The sequence below is a fragment of the Prevotella melaninogenica genome (assembly GCF_018127925.1).
Lineage (GTDB): Bacteria > Bacteroidota > Bacteroidia > Bacteroidales > Bacteroidaceae > Prevotella > Prevotella melaninogenica_C.
This window is the reverse complement of sequence record NZ_CP072348.1, coordinates 7,501-22,958: the sequence shown is the minus strand read 5'-3', so window position 1 is coordinate 22,958 and position 15,458 is coordinate 7,501. Positions and strand designations below refer to the sequence as shown.

The window sequence follows — 15,458 nt, the reverse complement described above, 5'->3', positions numbered from 1 at the left end:
TTTATCCTTTACTTTACTTCTTCTGAAGCGTTACTTACTGGTTTTCTCATCAAAACCTCATCAATCATACCGTACTCCTTAGCCTCTTCTGAAGTCATCCAGTAGTTACGATCACTGTCATTCCAAACCTTTTCGAATGGTTGATGAGAATGTTCGCTGATGATGGTATAGAGTTCTTTCTTGAACTTCTGAATCTCACGTGCCTCAATCTCAATGTCAGATGCCTGACCTTGCACACCACCGAGTGGCTGGTGAATCATCACACGACTATGTTTCAAGGCAGAACGCTTGCCCTCCTTACCCGCAACGAGCAATACGGCAGCCATAGATGCAGCCATACCTGTGCAGAGTGTAGCAACGTCACTGGAGATAAATTGCATGGTATCATAGATACCTAAGCCCGCAGTAACGCTTCCACCAGGAGAGTTAATATAAATAGATATATCCTTACCTGGGTCAACAGAGTCCAAGTAAAGCAGCTGTGCCTGAATTGTATTGGCTGAATAGTCATCCACCTGAGTACCGAGGAAGATGATTCTCTCCATCATCAGACGTGAGAAGACATCCATCTGAGTCACATTCAACTGACGCTCCTCAAGGATATATGGGTTAAGATACTGCGCCTGTGCTCTCATCACGTCATCAAGCACCATACCATTCATCCCAAGATGCCCTGTAGCATACCTTCTAAAATCGTTCATTGTTTTCCTTTCTTATAATTTATATATGACAAAAAATAGAGGTTATCGACCTCCCTTATCATTGTCATTAATACAAACACCATGCCACTCAGTGCGACACCTGCCTGCATATCTAAAGCAAAGATAAGCAAAAAAATCGATAACCTCTATATATAAAGGAAGATTTTTCTAAAAATATTACTCGCTTACAAGTTTGTTGAATTCCTCAAGACTTACTGTCTTAACGTTCAATTTAACAACCTCCTTGATAGCCTCAGCAAGCTTACGGTCGAGAGCTGCCTCAACGAATGAATCTACATTCTCACGCTTCTTCAGCATCTCATCAGCATAACCATTCAAGTAATCCTCTGGTACGTTGGTCATACCATACTGAGCAAACTGTGCACGTGCCATCTGGCGAGCGCTCTCACGAACATCATTATCATCAACCTTGATGTTGTGATCCTTAGCCAACTGCTCCTTAATCAAGTGCCATGTCAACTCCTTGATGCTCTGTGCATAGTTCTTCTCTACGAACTCCTCACCCTTATCCTGGTTGTTTGCCAACATGATGCGCTTCAAGATAGCGTCTGGATAAGTCAAATCACCTACCTTCTTCTCGCAGTAAGCGCGGAGATCCTGAATGAACTTGTAGTTAGAATCGCCCTTCAACTGCTCTGTCAAACCGTCAGCGATAGCCTTACGAAAAGCAGCCTCATCCTTGATATCAGCATCCTCACCATAAACACTCTTCCAAAGCTCAGCGTTGTTCTCAGCCTTAACGAAGCGTGAAATCTCTGTAATCTGATAAGAGAAGTTACCCTTGTGCTCAGCAACCTCCTCCTTCTTAATCTTCAAGAGTGAAGAAACCTCGATATCATTATCAGGGTAAGCTGCTGTTGGGTTAAAGATAATGATGTCACCAAGCTTAGCACCATCGAAGAGTTTCTTCTGATCCTCAACCTTGATATACTGTGGCATCAATGATGCACCCTCAACGGTGATACCACCCTCGAGTGTATTTCCATTCTCATCCAACTCACGGAGGTCACCCTTCAACAAGTCACGCTGCTCTGGATCGAACACCTCAGCCTGCTCATAGTGACCAGAACGGCTCTGGAACATCTCAACCTGCTGATCGATCAACTTATCATCAACAGCAATCTCGTAGTAGTCAATCTTGTTCTTACCATTCAGTTCAATCTTGAACTCTGGAGCAACAGCAATATCAAACTTGAACTCGTAAGGAGCTGGTTTCTCCAAGTCTACTGCCTCTTGAGACTCAGAACCCATTGGCTGACCCAACATCTGAATCTTGTTATCAGCGATATATTTCTGGAGGCTCTCACCAAGAATCTTATTGATAGCATCCATCTTTACCTGTGGACCATACTGACGCTTAATCAGACCTACAGGCACCTGACCCTGACGGAAACCAGGAACGTTGGCACGCTTGCGATAATCCTTGAGAGTTTTCTCTACCTCATCCTTGTAATCAGCTTCCTCAACAGTGATGGTCATCAAGCCATTCACTTTGTCGGGATTCTCAAATGAAATTTTCATCTTTGATGTTATATATTTATGTTTATTATTATTTATCAAAAGTATAAGTTCACAAGAGGGCGCAATTACCCCTTATAGACTTTGAAGTGCAAAGATACTTAAAAAATCGCATAACCTTATAATATATAAGTGGAAATTTGTTTTTTTAACCAAGATAATTGGCTAAAGAAGTCTACAATAGGGGTTAACTTTTAATAAACAAAGCTACTTACAACAAACTCTTATATTGATTTTTACTGTAAGTAGCTTTTTATTTTGCACTTACCCTTTATATCTGAAAAGCTCCTTTCTCGAATTATTTCCATGAAAATAAATATTTATGGTCGTGAAGAAAAATATTTCTTTTCATGAAAAAAAATATTTTTCTTCATGAAAATAATTCGCAACTTACTTACTCTTGCATAAACAAAGGCGCAAAGAATACTTTATCTTTGCGCCTTTCTGACGGCTAATATAGCCTATCTAAAAGAGAGGATATATTCCTCTTATAAACCATTCGCCTCTTCCTGCGCACGTTTACGCTGATCGAGCAACTGGAAGTCTTTCTTCTGAAGAACGAAATCTGTACCGAGGTATTTCTCCTTCACAATCTTATTGGCTGCCAACTCTTCTGGAGTACCCTTAAAGAGGATGCGTCCCTCAAAAAGGAGATAGGCGCGATCGGTAATATTCAACGTCTCATGTACATTGTGATCGGTAATAAGAATACCAATATTACGGAACTTCAAACGCCAAACGATGTGCTGAATATCCTCTACAGCAATAGGGTCTACGCCCGCAAAAGGTTCATCAAGCATGATAAACTTTGGATCGATAGCCAAACAACGAGCAATCTCACAACGACGACGCTCACCACCAGAAAGACGGTCTCCAAGATTCTTACGTACCTTCTCTAATCGGAATTCGCGAATCAGACTCTCCATCTTATCAATGCGCTCCTGCTTTGACAGCTTTGTCATCTCCAAGACACTCATAATATTATCTTCCACACTCATCTTACGGAAGACACTCGCCTCCTGTGGAAGATAGCCAATACCTGCACGAGCACGCTTATAAACAGGGAAGTTGGTAATTTCCTGATCGTCAATATATACATGTCCCTCATTAGGAACCACCAATCCCGTTGTCATATAAAACGACGTAGTTTTTCCTGCACCATTTGGTCCGAGCAGTCCCACAATCTCACCCTGCTTCACATTGATGCTCACACCATTGGCTACCGTACGCTTTCCGTATCGCTTCACCAGTTTATCTGTACGAAGAATACTTCCCTCGCCTTCTGGGCGCACAACAATATTATCTGATTCTGACATAGTTTTCTCTTTTAAGCTATCGCTGCAAAATTACGAAATAAAAAGCAGATAGCAATCATAAAGACGTGAAAAGAAACAAAAGAACAATACAGATAAGTGTATAGCTACGTGTGTACGCTTCTATTAAAAGACATTCTCACGAAGGTTCTCTGCCCTGTTTACTTGGTGGCTATTCCTTATTCTTCGCCAGAAGTATATCTTAACAGCTCCTGCTCGAATGCCGTCGTCCATACTTCATTGCTAAGTGCTGCCGACATTGAATTAAGAGCTTGACACTGATCTCGCGAAATAGTCCTGCGTTCGTAATGATATGCCCATGGAGCTAACATAAGGAGTCGCCCTTCACAACAAGCATCAAAGTACTGCCCAGGCGGTTTATAGAGAGGCGGGAAACCGTTTTCTAACAAGACGATGAGTGGGAGTTTCTCCTCCAATGCTGCACGTGCTATTTCTTTTTCCCCAGCCGATATACAGGGGCTAACAAGTACTCCTCCCTCTCGTCCTCGTGCAAGGAAGTATTCCTTTTGCAAGGCTATAAGGCGCAGATTCTCTGGTGCCTTATTATTATGACAACGCACCTGCAGTCTTATTGGGTGCTCCAGTAACCATTGATTTCCTATAGCAGAGAAAGTTCTTTCACCCACCTTCAAACTATTCACGACACGAAAGAGTTGCGGATTATCCCGCTTCATCGCCAGCCGTCGTGGGTTATCAGCAATATATCTGAACATATTCTCCAGCTGTCCCTTCCCCCTTAGCACGCTGTCATGATAGCCCGGCGCAAAGAGCATGCCATGCTCTGGGTGCTTGCAGCCTCGCTGTTTCGCCCCTTCTCCGCAGCCAGCCAGCCTCTGCCTTCCTATTCTTTCCTCCTGTTCTTGCTTCTGAGGCATTGCCGCAGAACTCCCCAACTCCAACCGCCGATACGCCCGATTACAGCCTACCTTGAACCCATTGATAACCTTCCCCAAGTGTACAGCCATCTCATGTGTCACAAAGAGGATGCCGTGTATATGGTCCGGCATAACCTGAAAGGCAAGCACACTCACCTCTGGATAATGCTTAGGAATCTCTCTCCAACAACGCTCGACCTCACTCCCCAGCTCCGTTGGTTCTATATAGGCGGATGCTACAGCTGCTGTCCTTCGCATAAGCCTACCCAACAGTGGCTGCCTTCCTTCCGTACAAAGCGTTATCATATAGATACACCGTCCTTGATAGTCATGCCCTTTAAGCCTCCGTAGCAGCGAGGCCACACGCTCACGACGCCAACCTACCCCTTCCACATATATTGCAGGATTACTTTTCATAGCCTTCAACTCATAGTTTGTCACGCACAAAGATACAAATATAATCCTAAAAGAAATATACAATAATGACAAAGATACTATTTACAGAAAGCGAAAGTAGCCTTCATGACTATTAATTAATGTCTTTCTTTTCTCTTTCTGTGATATTTTGGTTAAATTTGCATTTTGAACATCAAATAGAAAGAACATGCTTTTATTCAAATGGCTGACAACATTCGGTAATTATCTTATATTAATGGGACGCTCATTCAGTCGTCCTGAACGAATGAGAATGTTCCTAAAGCGATATGTTAAAGAGATGTCCCAGTTGGGTGTTGACTCAATCGGTATCGTATTACTCATCTCTTTCTTTATTGGAGCAGTTATATGTATACAGATTAAACTTAACGTGCAGAGCCCTTGGATGCCACATTGGGTGTCGGGTTATGTGACGAGAGAAATTATGCTTTTGGAGTTCTCCAGCAGTATCATGTGTCTGATTCTATCAGGTAAGGTTGGGTCAAACATTGCTTCAGAGTTAGGAACCATGCGTGTGACGCAGCAGATAGATGCCTTAGAGATTATGGGTATCAACTCTGCCAGCTACCTCATCTTACCAAAGATTATGGGACTCATCACAATCATGCCATTCCTTGTCATCTTTTCTGCAGCAACAGGTATCATTGGAGCATACGCCACAGCCTACCTTGCACATATCATCACACCAGTAGATTTGACTGCTGGTTTGCAACATGATTTCAATCCGTGGTTTATGTGGATGAGTATCATCAAGGGATTCTTCTTTGCCTTTATCATTTCAAGTGTATCGTCTTATATGGGCTACACGGTGAAGGGTGGAAGTGTTGAAGTCGGTAAAGCATCTACAGATGCTGTAGTCTGTTCAAGCGTACTGATTCTCTTCAGTGACGTTTTCCTCACACAGATGTTGAGTTAAACCGCCCCCAACCCCTCCAAAGGAGGGGAGATTAGAGAGAACAAATCAACTCCTGAAAGTTAATACAAACTAATTAATAAGCCCATCTTCCCCCACAAGTAAGCAGATTGGGCTCCCCTCCCTTCGGAGGGGGTCGGGGGAGGCTCTATGATTGAAGTAAAACATCTATTCAAATCATTCGGCGACAAGGAAGTGCTGAAGGATATAAACATCGTTTTTGAAGACGGAAAAACAAACCTCATCATCGGACAGAGTGGTGCTGGTAAGACCGTTCTCATGCGTTCGCTCACTGGACTGCTTGACCCTACCAAGGGTGAAGTACTTTATGACGGACGTAACTTTGTCAACATGACAAAGAAAGACCAGATTCTCATGCGTCGTGAGATGGGTATGATTTTTCAAGGGGCAGCCCTCTTCGACTCGCTCACCGTACTGGAAAACGTACGTTTCCCATTAGATATGTTCTCGGACATGACCGCACAGGAACGTGACAAAAGAGCTATGGAATGTCTTGACCGTGTGAACCTGACTGGCGCTGAAGAGAAGTTCCCGGGTGAGATTTCGGGTGGTATGCAGAAGCGTGTTGCTATTGCAAGAGCCATCGTTATGAATCCGAAATATCTTTTCTGCGACGAGCCAAACTCTGGACTGGACCCAAAGACCTCACTGGTCATAGACGAACTTTTGACGAGTATCACGCGTGAGTTCAACATGACTACCATCATCAACACTCATGATATGAACTCCGTCTTGGGTATTGGTGAGAATATCGTCTTCATTGCAGATGGCAGAAAAGAATGGCAAGGCGACAAAGACTCTGTCATCACCTCCAAAAACCAAAAGCTAAACGACCTCGTCTTTGCTTCTGAACTCTTTAAGAAAGTGAAGAGTATAGAATTGACAGAATAATATCTACTCATCAGGCAGATAACGCTCTCTATATCCTCTCTCAACTCAGAGAGAGGCCAAGGAGAGGAGGTTTCTTTTTCCTATATTTATTTGGTTATTCGCTCTTTTCTCCTTACCTTTGCCGCCAACTTGTTAAAAACAGTAGATGAGAAGTATAAAGAATCATAATATTACACAGTACGTTGCCCTATATAATAAAGGTATAGGTGTAGTAGTTCGTACATTTGATTCTTTAACAAAAAAAGATAAGAAAAAGATGGTAAATTATTTGGTAGTTCCAAATAATTTTGTACTCTCTCTCTCTCTCTCTCTCTCTCTCTCTCTCTCTCTAGTAGAGCAGGCGTAACTACCCTTATTTTCTTTCACGCATACGCGCGCGCGAAGCGCGGTGTGCACCCTAGTAAACAAAGGACTTTCCGTAAGTTTCCTTTGTTCTTTTTTGTGTCTTTTCCCCAGCTGTATAAAAGGCAAAATAAGGACGTTTTAAGCACTGATTTTATCGCAAAAGATAATTGTAATTCTCTAATAATAGTTTGTTTTCTCTCGTTGATTTCTCGGGCAGGCAGTAGTAAGGTGCTGTCTGCCTGTAGAGAGAGAACGTGTAGCTGGTTAAGAGGGATAGATGATAAGGTTATCAGGATGTTTATAATATAAAAGGTGACGAAAAGAAGCCACATAGAGAGTAGATAACAACTATTTTTAATCAAATCAAAAAGATGATGAAAACAAAAGAAAGAAAGGACTATCAAGCACCTTCGTGCTCATTTCTGAAAGTCGAAAACGAAGGGTTTATGCAAACCTCGTTCAACAATCCTGGAGGCGGCGGTAGCGGTCATGCCCACGCTGGCGACACGGGAGGACTGAACGCAAAAGTAAGTACATTTACTGAAGAGGAAAGCCTCGAAGACGAGAAGCAAGGTGGAGAATCTAACTGGTGGTAAGCTGGTCAACTCCGCAAGTAACAAACTAAATTAAAAAAGAACAAACAATGAACAAGAAAAGTTTTTATTTCGGCGGTCTATTACTTGCAGCACTCGTATTGGGCAGCTGCGCCAACGACGACACAGCCACAGACGAAAGAGCAGGCAAGGATACACCAAAGACAGGAACCGTATTCTCATCAGAAACAGAGCCTGCAACCCGTACCTCAGCGAAATATACGGGCAGCGGTCTTGATTTTTATTGGACAGCAAGCGATAAGATTTGGGTAAAGGACGACAACGGGAACTACAATCAGAGTGCTTCCGACGACATCAGCAGTCGCATTGCAGCCGTACCTGGCAGCACAACTACCGACAAGGCGAAATTCTGGGTAAATGGAAGCTATACTGGTACCACACACAAGGTCCGCTATACAGGTAAGAGCGGCTCAAAGAACAAGGTAACTATCAAGGCTTCGCAGACCCAGACTATACCAAACGATGCCGCCCATATAGCAGACGATGGCGACTTCGGTGTAGCAGATGCAACGGGCAGTGGTTCGTATAACTTCACACTGAATCACAAGGCAGCATATGTAACCTTTATGCCATATAACACACAAGGGAAAATAGGAGGAGTGATTCAGAAGATTCGTATTTCAACTTCCAATCCATCTGATCATTTAGCAGGAACATTTGATTTAGCAGATGATGGCACTTTGAGCAACCCAACAGGTACTTCAAATAGTGTAGAATTAAACTTAAGCAACTTCTCTATTCCTCAAGTTTCTACTTACACAAAGAATGCAGCCACAATGGTTGTTAAACCAGGTACTTACAACAACGTAACGATAGAGTATACTCTCCATGATGCTGCAACTAATGTTTCAGGAACAATAAAGAGGACATATTCTTCTGTAACTTTTGATGCAGGTAAGAATACACCTGTAAGGGCTGATTTAGATATTAAGGTATATCCTGCTAATGACTACTTCGAATGGGATGCTCAACAACATTACTGGGCTGGTTACGAGTGGGGTGGCACTAATCCTACACAAACTGTATTAAATGGTGAGAGTAATGCTACTGATGCACCACAAAGTACAAATTCTGTTTCAGCACATGGTTTACGCGATTTTAATGATGGAAACAGTTCAAGCCATTCTGCAGTAAATACATTTAACACAAATGAGGCTTTTTGGTATGCAAAAGAGGGAGATCCTCATTGGGAAGATATACTTTGGGCAACAATGGGACACTTGTACAAAGGTGGTATGTGGATTAAGAAGCAAAGTATCATTGCACGTGATAAAGGTAAAACTATTCAGCAGTTAAAAGATGAAGCTCCAGATGGTAATAATTACACAACTAACAGTCTTTTATATAAAAGTAGTGATTATGGCGTTACCATTCCAGAGGGAAGACCTGTTAATATTAATGAATACTTCTTCCTTCCTACTTTAGGAGCTTATTTTCTGGGAGCTTTAGATGCTTTAGGGGATACAGGGTTCTTTTGGGGTAGTGAATCACAAGTATCAGCTACCGGTGCTACTAATCTTCGTGTTAATAAGAATTTTATATTGGCTTCAAATATCCTTGGCTCTCGTGCTTGTGGTTTCAAAATCTTCCATTCCAGTACAGAAGACGAATACCGCCCATTCTAAGTTAGATGGTATTTGTGTTCATTATATGAAGGCTCAGGTCTTCCTTATATCAAGACAACGGTCTTCATATAATGAAGTGTGATGTCTTCATATAAGGAATAGAAATGGATTGATTAAATAAAAGTTAGTTGGATGATAAAAGTAGGAAATTATATGGTATTAAGCTATCCACACTGTATGGACAGAAGAGGACATCCGTCCTTTCACGAGTGGTAGGCTTGCGGATACTTATTAATTACTTTTTGTACCCAACGAATACCCATAATCGTACCCAGCGAATAAGTCCTCTCGTACCCAGCTGCTGGGTAGGAGTCTACCCAACCGCTGGGTATGATGCTACCCAGCAGCTGGGTATAAGACGACCCAACTGCTGGGTATAAAAAACATGAAAAAGGCATCAAAATGATGTTGATATTTAACCTAATTATTAATTAAAATCTAAACTAAAGATGATTGAATTTAAAGTAACGTCTCGTAAGGCGACCATGGGAAAGATGAAGGGTAAGACGGTGTATATCGCTGTGCCGAAAGGTCAGCAGAAGCTCTCGCCCGAAATGATATTGGAACGTATTGTTCGTGAGACATCGTTGAGTGAGGGTGATGCAAGGAACGTTATCATCACGCTGCGCAATCTTATCCTTGAGTGTGCCCGCATGGGAACAGGCTTAGACCTTGGCGACATCTTTTCGCTGCGCGTCAACGTGCCTTCAAAGATGGAGGAGAACGAGAAAGATGTTTCGGCAAAGAGCCTTAAGACTCCGAAGCTGACCTTGACCTGGAAGGAGCCAGTGCGTAAAGCTTTGAAAGAGCTGCAGGTGGACGTGGATAATCCGACAAGGAAGAAAGTGAAAGGAAAAGAGGAAAAAGAAAAGAAAGAGAAGGAAGGAGGAGGACCAGAGGCGGGATAAAAGGCCAAACTGGACCAACCAGACCAACCGACCCAACTGGCCCCTCCCCCGACCCCTCCCCCATAGGGAGGGGAGTGAAATGCGCAGTTTGCTAGAGGGGGATGGAAACTAGATGGTGTTAGTTGGTGATGAAAAAGAGGGAAGCTGGTAACGAGATAATATATGGAAGTAGGGACAGACGAGAGAGTCTGTCCCTACTTTTTATTGGTTGTTCTTAGAGGAATATGTTATTATTGGTTATTCTGTTTCTTTTATCTTATGCTTTTGACAAATATGTCATTGTCCCTTCAAATATGCCCTTATCGAAAGAAAAGTTTGGCTAATTGGATTTTTATATTAGGAGGATGTTTGCCTATTTTGAAGGCTTATCGCATGATCCATACTCCTTTTTTCTTCAACATCGGGACAACTACCTGTTTCGCTGTTCTGTCGCCATAATGAAACAGCAGAAAAGCACTGGCTGTGCTGTCTTTCTCTGAGAAAACAGACGAAACATAAGAAACGGAGTCTATTCCATTATGTTCTTCCTTCTGTTGTTCAACAAACTGACGGAGGTTTGTCAAGAGTTGTTTTCGATAAATATCAGGCAACTTCTCAGAACGATTCTCACCTCCTAAAAAGGCTTCATACTGATCTTTCAACAGTTGTTCGTAGTAGAGTTTGGCTGCACGACCAGCCAACTCTCCTTGGTCTACCTCCTTTTTCTTACTGCAAGCCATCAATAAAAATGGCAAAGCAAAAAGAAGGGGAAACATTATTCTCTTCATAGGCATACCTCCTACGACTACTTCTGACGAATGAATATATTGATTGGACAGCCATGTAGGTTCCAGTTCTCACGTATCTTGTTCTCCAAGAAACGACGATACTGCTCCTTAACATACTGTGGCAGATTCGCATAGAACACGAAAGAAGGAATCTGTGTGTTTGGAAGCTGTGAGCAATACTTAATCTTGATGTACTTACCCTTCACTGACTGTGGTGGTGTTGCCTCAATTATAGGGAGCATAACCTCATTCAACTTCGTTGTACCAATATGTATTGTGCGGTTCTGATAAACCTCTTTCGCTGTTTCCAAAACCTTAAAGATACGCTGCTTGGTCAGTGCAGAAGCAAAAATGATTGGGAAATCAACAAACGGAGCCATACGCTTACGAATAGCATTCTCAAAGGTATCAATAACCTTCTGGTTCTTGTCTTCAACCAAATCCCACTTGTTCACAACGACAACAAGACTCTTATTATTACGCTGTATGAGCTGGAAGATATTCATATCCTGCGCCTCGATACCACGTGTTGCATCCAACATAAGAATACAAACATCAGAGTTCTCAATGCTTCGGATAGAACGCATTACGCTATAGAACTCCAAGTCTTCGCTCACCTTGTTCTTACGACGGATACCAGCAGTATCAACAAGATAGAAATCAAAACCAAACTTCGTATAGCGAGTATAGATACTATCACGCGTTGTACCTGCAATCTCGGTCACAATATTACGGTCCTCACCAATGAAGGCATTGATAATACTTGACTTACCAGCGTTAGGACGACCTACGACTGCAAAACGAGGGATATCCTGATCAACTGCCTCCTCTGGTACATCCTTCAAGTTCTCAAGCAGAATATCAAGCAAATCACCTGTTCCACCACCAGTAGCAGCACTAATACAGATAGGCTCTCCCAAACCGAGTTTATAAAACTCTGCTGCCTGATAATACTCACCGCTGTTGTCAACCTTATTCGCAACAAGGAGTACAGGGAGCTTAGTGCGACGAAGAATCAATGCGACGTCCTCATCCCAGTCGGTAATACCCGTTTCAGTATCAACAACAAAGAGAACGAGGTCAGCCTCTTCCGTTGCCACAAGCACCTGCTTGCGGATTGCATCTTCAAAAATATCGTCTGATTTAACAACCCATCCACCAGTGTCAACAATAGAAAATTCGCGTCCGTTCCACTGACACTTACCATACTGACGGTCGCGTGTTGTACCTGCAGTATCGCTCACAATCGCATGACGTGTCTGAGTTAATCGATTGAAAAGTGTGGACTTACCTACGTTTGGGCGTCCCACAATAGCTACTAAATTTGCCATTAATATTGGTCTTTTCCCTCCTCATAATTCAGTGCTAACACTGTTACGAAATTATGAAAAGGCGCCAGATGTGGTCAGGCATCCGATGAATATTTGCCGAGGATGACCATTCCCCAGCCCTCGCATTGTGCGAGAGTGTGCCCTACTAAGCAGTCAGGGCGATTTGTTTTCTTATTATCAAGGAAGCTATTAGCTTTGTATTAGCCCAATGAGCCTTATTAGCCTTATTAGCCCAATAAGGCTAATAAAATCTCTCCCCAGCCTATCCCGTTAGGCTCTCCCCTCCTTTGGAGGGGCTGGGGGAGGTCCCCCCTACTCTGGACTATAACCAAAGTGTTTCAATTCCTTCTGTGAGTTGCGCCAGTCCTTATCCACTTTCACGAAAGTCTCAAGGAAGATCTTCTTATCGAAGAAACGCTCCAAGCTCTTACGCGCTTCGGTAGACACCTTCTTAAGTGCCATACCCTGATGGCCAATAATAATTCCTTTCTGGCTACTACGTTCCACATAAATGATAGCACTGATGTGAATCTGACGATCATCTTCCTTGAAACGTTCAACAACAACCTCAACAGAATAAGGGATTTCCTTATCATAATAGCGCAGAATCTTCTCACGAATAATCTCTGATACGAAGAACTTAGCTGGCTTATCTGTCAACTGGTCTTTATCAAAGAAAGCTGGACTTTCTGGCAATAGTTCGTGAACACGCTTTAAAAGAATATCTACTCCAAACTTATTCTTAGCTGAAATAGGGAGTATCTCTGCATTAGGCAACAATCCATGCCACTTTGTTACGAGCTTACCAAGTGTCTTCTGATCGCTCTCATCAATCTTATTAATCAGAAGGATGACAGGAATTGACATCTTAGAAACCTTCTCCAAGAAGTCCATATTCTTCTCTGGGTCTTCAACAACATCTGTTACATAAAGCAAGATATCGGCATCTGCCAAAGCTGATTCAGAGAACTGGAGCATCATCTCCTGCATCTTATAGTTTGGTTTCAGTACACCTGGTGTGTCTGAAAATACTATCTGGGTATCCTCTGTATTGACAATTCCCATAATACGATGGCGCGTTGTCTGTGCCTTAAACGTGGCAATACTGAGTTTCTCACCGACGAGTTGATTCATCAGCGTACTCTTTCCGACATTCGGATTACCAACGATATTTACAAATCCAGCTTTATGCATATAATCTATTCATCCACTATTTCCTCCCACAGGAAGGAATGTTTGAAAAGTTCTGTTATAATTATAAGAGGAGAAAGGAGAGGTGGAGAAGTCCTACCATGCTACTCTCCTAATCCCTTTAACGAAAAAACGCACCTATCTTATAAGAAAAGAAAGATGCGCTTTTTTATATGATGACTTAAAGTCTTTATTTCTTAACCGCAGCAGCGTCACCGTCGTAAGCCCACTTAAAGTAAGATGCGCCATTAACGAAACCTGCACCAAAGCCGGTGAAAATAATATTATCACCCTTCTTCAGCTGTGACTCGTAATCCCAAAGAACAAGTGGCATACAAGCAGCACTGGTATTACCATAACGCTGAATATTAACCAATACCTTCTCCATTGGAACTCCAATGCGTTTTGCAACAGCCTCAATGATACGAAGGTTTGCCTGATGACAAACTACATAATCAACATCATCTTGGGTCAAGCCATTGCGCTCCAATAGTGCAGCACAGTCGTCACCCATCGCTGTAACAGCATAACGGAAGACGGTGCGTCCCTCTTGGTAAGTGTAATGCAAACGATGATCAACTGTAAAACTTGAAGAAGGACATACAGAACCACCTGCCTTAATATGGAGGAATGGAAGTCCCTTACCGTCTGTGCGATGATAAGAATCAATCATACCAACGCCTTCCTCGGTTGTACCCTCTAACATCACAGCACCTGCACCATCACCGAAAAGTGGACAAGTTGCGCGATCACGATAATCAGTAATAGCTGACATCTTATCAGCACCGATAACAATGATACGCTTGTGACGACCACTTTGAATCATATTGCAGGCAACATCGAGTGCATACATGAAGCCACAACATGCAGCAGCTAAGTCAAATGCGAAGGCATTCTTCAATCCTAACTTTCCTAATACGATAGAAGCTGTTGAAGGATGCGGATAGTCAGGAGTCGTTGTAGCAACAACAACAGCATCAATACTGTCTGGATCAGCACCTGTCTTTGTCATCAGGAGCTTTGCTGCCTTGCGGGCCATATAGGAAGTACCGAGTCCCTCTTCGGTGAGGATTCGACGTTCCTTGATACCGGTACGAGTGGTAATCCACTCATCATTAGTATCAACCATGCGAGACAATTCCTCATTGTTGAGGACATAGTCTGGCACATAACCTGCGACACCTGTTATAATCGCATTAATCTTACTCATGTTTACTCAGCTGTTTCCTTTACGACAGCAACCTTACCACGATAGTTACCACAAGTTGGGCAAACTGTGTGATAAACATAATAAGCACCACAGTTAGGGCATAAAGCCAATGTAGGAGCTACTGCCTTATCGTGAGTTCTTCTCTTGAGTGTACGAGTCTTTGACTGTCTTCTTTTTGGATGTGCCATAATTCTTTAAACGTTTAATATTTTATTTTTTCAATTTTAATAGAGCTTCCCAGCGCGGATCCATCGCCTGCTCGTCTTCCTCACCGCTTCGGGCGGCAGAATACTCCTCAAGAGCTCGTACCATAGCAGGGTTGCATTTTCCAGGTGCATGCACATGCTTGATAGGGATTGCGAGAGCTATGAATTCGTAGAGGTACCATGCAACATCGAGTATTCCTTCGTCCTCGGCCACCGTCACAAGGTCGTCCTCTTCTGAGTTTTCTTTTCCTAACTTAACTTCGAGACGTTGTGTTGTCTCTATTGGCTGCTCTACTGGGTCGAGACATATATCGCACGGAACCATTACCGTACCTGCCTCATGGAAATCAAGGGTAAAGAAATCATCTCCTGTGCGCACAATATCAAGAGATACATGCACACGTCCTTGACTCACTTCAGGAGCGTCAACTGCCTTAAAGTAAGCGTCATCCAGGTCGAACTCAAGGTGATTTACACCTTCTTCCAGACCCTTCAAATCTATTTTAAGGGTTTCTAAGTCCATAATTGGGTTGCAAAGTTACGAATATTTTT

General features: G+C 42.8%; 16 protein-coding genes. 6 read left to right on the top strand and 10 right to left on the bottom strand.

Annotated elements, in window-relative coordinates; translation table 11 throughout:
• Positions 1–8 precede the first annotated feature (8 nt).
• The 4 genes from clpP to J4861_RS05585 form a co-directional block, all read right to left on the bottom strand.
• On the bottom strand, positions 9–701 hold the full coding sequence (gene clpP, locus J4861_RS05600; protein ID WP_211817177.1) for an ATP-dependent Clp endopeptidase proteolytic subunit ClpP: 693 nt from the start codon (positions 699–701) through the stop codon (positions 9–11).
• A gap of 177 nt (positions 702–878) precedes the next feature.
• Positions 879–2,243 (bottom strand): trigger factor, encoded by a 1,365-nt coding sequence (gene tig, locus J4861_RS05595; RefSeq protein WP_211817176.1) that lies wholly within the window; start codon positions 2,241–2,243, stop codon positions 879–881.
• A gap of 485 nt (positions 2,244–2,728) precedes the next feature.
• Positions 2,729–3,556, bottom strand: a complete 828-nt coding sequence (lptB, locus tag J4861_RS05590) for an LPS export ABC transporter ATP-binding protein (protein ID WP_013264765.1) — start codon at positions 3,554–3,556, stop codon at positions 2,729–2,731.
• Between the two features lie 176 nt (positions 3,557–3,732).
• Positions 3,733–4,866 carry a transposase gene (locus J4861_RS05585; protein ID WP_211817175.1) on the bottom strand — a complete coding sequence of 378 codons (1,134 nt, stop codon included), beginning with the start codon at positions 4,864–4,866 and terminating at the stop codon, positions 3,733–3,735.
• Between the two features lie 187 nt (positions 4,867–5,053).
• On the opposite strand from J4861_RS05585, the gene J4861_RS05580 reads away from it, so the two are divergent.
• The 6 genes from J4861_RS05580 (at position 5,054) to J4861_RS05555 (ending at position 10,201) form a co-directional block, all read left to right on the top strand.
• The gene (locus J4861_RS05580) at positions 5,054–5,800 is read left to right on the top strand and encodes an MlaE family ABC transporter permease (protein ID WP_004361547.1); all 747 of its coding nucleotides are present in this window, start codon (positions 5,054–5,056) and stop codon (positions 5,798–5,800) included.
• A 147-nt stretch (positions 5,801–5,947) separates the two neighbouring features.
• On the top strand, positions 5,948–6,709 hold the full coding sequence (locus J4861_RS05575; protein WP_211817174.1) for an ABC transporter ATP-binding protein: 762 nt from the start codon (positions 5,948–5,950) through the stop codon (positions 6,707–6,709).
• Between the two features lie 145 nt (positions 6,710–6,854).
• Positions 6,855–7,055, top strand: coding sequence for a hypothetical protein (locus tag J4861_RS05570; RefSeq protein WP_211817173.1), 201 nt, complete (start codon positions 6,855–6,857; stop codon positions 7,053–7,055).
• 445 nt (positions 7,056–7,500) lie between these two features.
• Positions 7,501–7,650 carry a hypothetical protein gene (locus tag J4861_RS05565; protein ID WP_249110871.1) on the top strand — a complete coding sequence of 50 codons (150 nt, stop codon included), beginning with the start codon at positions 7,501–7,503 and terminating at the stop codon, positions 7,648–7,650.
• Positions 7,651–7,697: 47 nt separating this feature from the next.
• On the top strand, positions 7,698–9,293 hold the full coding sequence (locus J4861_RS05560; RefSeq protein WP_249110870.1) for a hypothetical protein: 1,596 nt from the start codon (positions 7,698–7,700) through the stop codon (positions 9,291–9,293).
• Between the two features lie 449 nt (positions 9,294–9,742).
• Complete coding sequence (locus J4861_RS05555; RefSeq protein ID WP_211817171.1) at positions 9,743–10,201, top strand: HU family DNA-binding protein; 459 nt, start codon at positions 9,743–9,745, stop codon at positions 10,199–10,201.
• A gap of 365 nt (positions 10,202–10,566) precedes the next feature.
• Here the strand turns inward: J4861_RS05555 and J4861_RS05550 are convergent, their stop codons facing one another.
• The 6 genes from J4861_RS05550 to J4861_RS05525 all read right to left on the bottom strand — a co-directional run bounded on the left by J4861_RS05550 (position 10,567) and on the right by J4861_RS05525 (position 15,429).
• A complete protein-coding gene (locus J4861_RS05550; protein ID WP_211817750.1) occupies positions 10,567–10,956 on the bottom strand; it encodes a hypothetical protein in 390 nt (129 codons plus the stop codon).
• Positions 10,957–10,985: 29 nt separating this feature from the next.
• A complete protein-coding gene (gene der / locus J4861_RS05545) occupies positions 10,986–12,299 on the bottom strand; it encodes a ribosome biogenesis GTPase Der (protein WP_211817170.1) in 1,314 nt (437 codons plus the stop codon).
• 312 nt (positions 12,300–12,611) lie between these two features.
• Entirely contained in the window at positions 12,612–13,493 is an 882-nt protein-coding gene (era, locus tag J4861_RS05540) for a GTPase Era (protein WP_211793889.1), read from the bottom strand.
• A gap of 187 nt (positions 13,494–13,680) precedes the next feature.
• Positions 13,681–14,700, bottom strand: coding sequence for a beta-ketoacyl-ACP synthase III (locus J4861_RS05535; RefSeq protein WP_211817169.1), 1,020 nt, complete (start codon positions 14,698–14,700; stop codon positions 13,681–13,683).
• 2 nt (positions 14,701–14,702) lie between these two features.
• Positions 14,703–14,888, bottom strand: a complete 186-nt coding sequence (gene rpmF, locus J4861_RS05530; RefSeq protein ID WP_004361554.1) for a 50S ribosomal protein L32 — start codon at positions 14,886–14,888, stop codon at positions 14,703–14,705.
• A 22-nt stretch (positions 14,889–14,910) separates the two neighbouring features.
• Complete coding sequence (locus J4861_RS05525) at positions 14,911–15,429, bottom strand: YceD family protein (protein WP_013264881.1); 519 nt, start codon at positions 15,427–15,429, stop codon at positions 14,911–14,913.
• Positions 15,430–15,458: the final 29 nt, after the last annotated feature.

Coding starts and splice junctions, on each gene's coding strand:
- J4861_RS05585 (WP_211817175.1), bottom strand. CDS start 4,866: ATGAAAAGTAATCCTGCAATATATGTGGAAGGGGTAGGTTGGCGTCGT.
- J4861_RS05525 (WP_013264881.1), bottom strand. CDS start 15,429: ATGGACTTAGAAACCCTTAAAATAGATTTGAAGGGTCTGGAAGAAGGT.
- J4861_RS05555 (WP_211817171.1), top strand. CDS start 9,743: ATGATTGAATTTAAAGTAACGTCTCGTAAGGCGACCATGGGAAAGATG.
- J4861_RS05550 (WP_211817750.1), bottom strand. CDS start 10,956: ATGTTTCCCCTTCTTTTTGCTTTGCCATTTTTATTGATGGCTTGCAGT.
- lptB (WP_013264765.1), bottom strand. CDS start 3,556: ATGTCAGAATCAGATAATATTGTTGTGCGCCCAGAAGGCGAGGGAAGT.
- der (WP_211817170.1), bottom strand. CDS start 12,299: ATGGCAAATTTAGTAGCTATTGTGGGACGCCCAAACGTAGGTAAGTCC.
- J4861_RS05535 (WP_211817169.1), bottom strand. CDS start 14,700: ATGAGTAAGATTAATGCGATTATAACAGGTGTCGCAGGTTATGTGCCA.
- J4861_RS05560 (WP_249110870.1), top strand. CDS start 7,698: ATGAACAAGAAAAGTTTTTATTTCGGCGGTCTATTACTTGCAGCACTC.
- clpP (WP_211817177.1), bottom strand. CDS start 701: ATGAACGATTTTAGAAGGTATGCTACAGGGCATCTTGGGATGAATGGT.
- J4861_RS05580 (WP_004361547.1), top strand. CDS start 5,054: ATGCTTTTATTCAAATGGCTGACAACATTCGGTAATTATCTTATATTA.
- tig (WP_211817176.1), bottom strand. CDS start 2,243: ATGAAAATTTCATTTGAGAATCCCGACAAAGTGAATGGCTTGATGACC.
- J4861_RS05565 (WP_249110871.1), top strand. CDS start 7,501: ATGCAAACCTCGTTCAACAATCCTGGAGGCGGCGGTAGCGGTCATGCC.
- J4861_RS05570 (WP_211817173.1), top strand. CDS start 6,855: ATGAGAAGTATAAAGAATCATAATATTACACAGTACGTTGCCCTATAT.
- rpmF (WP_004361554.1), bottom strand. CDS start 14,888: ATGGCACATCCAAAAAGAAGACAGTCAAAGACTCGTACACTCAAGAGA.
- era (WP_211793889.1), bottom strand. CDS start 13,493: ATGCATAAAGCTGGATTTGTAAATATCGTTGGTAATCCGAATGTCGGA.
- J4861_RS05575 (WP_211817174.1), top strand. CDS start 5,948: ATGATTGAAGTAAAACATCTATTCAAATCATTCGGCGACAAGGAAGTG.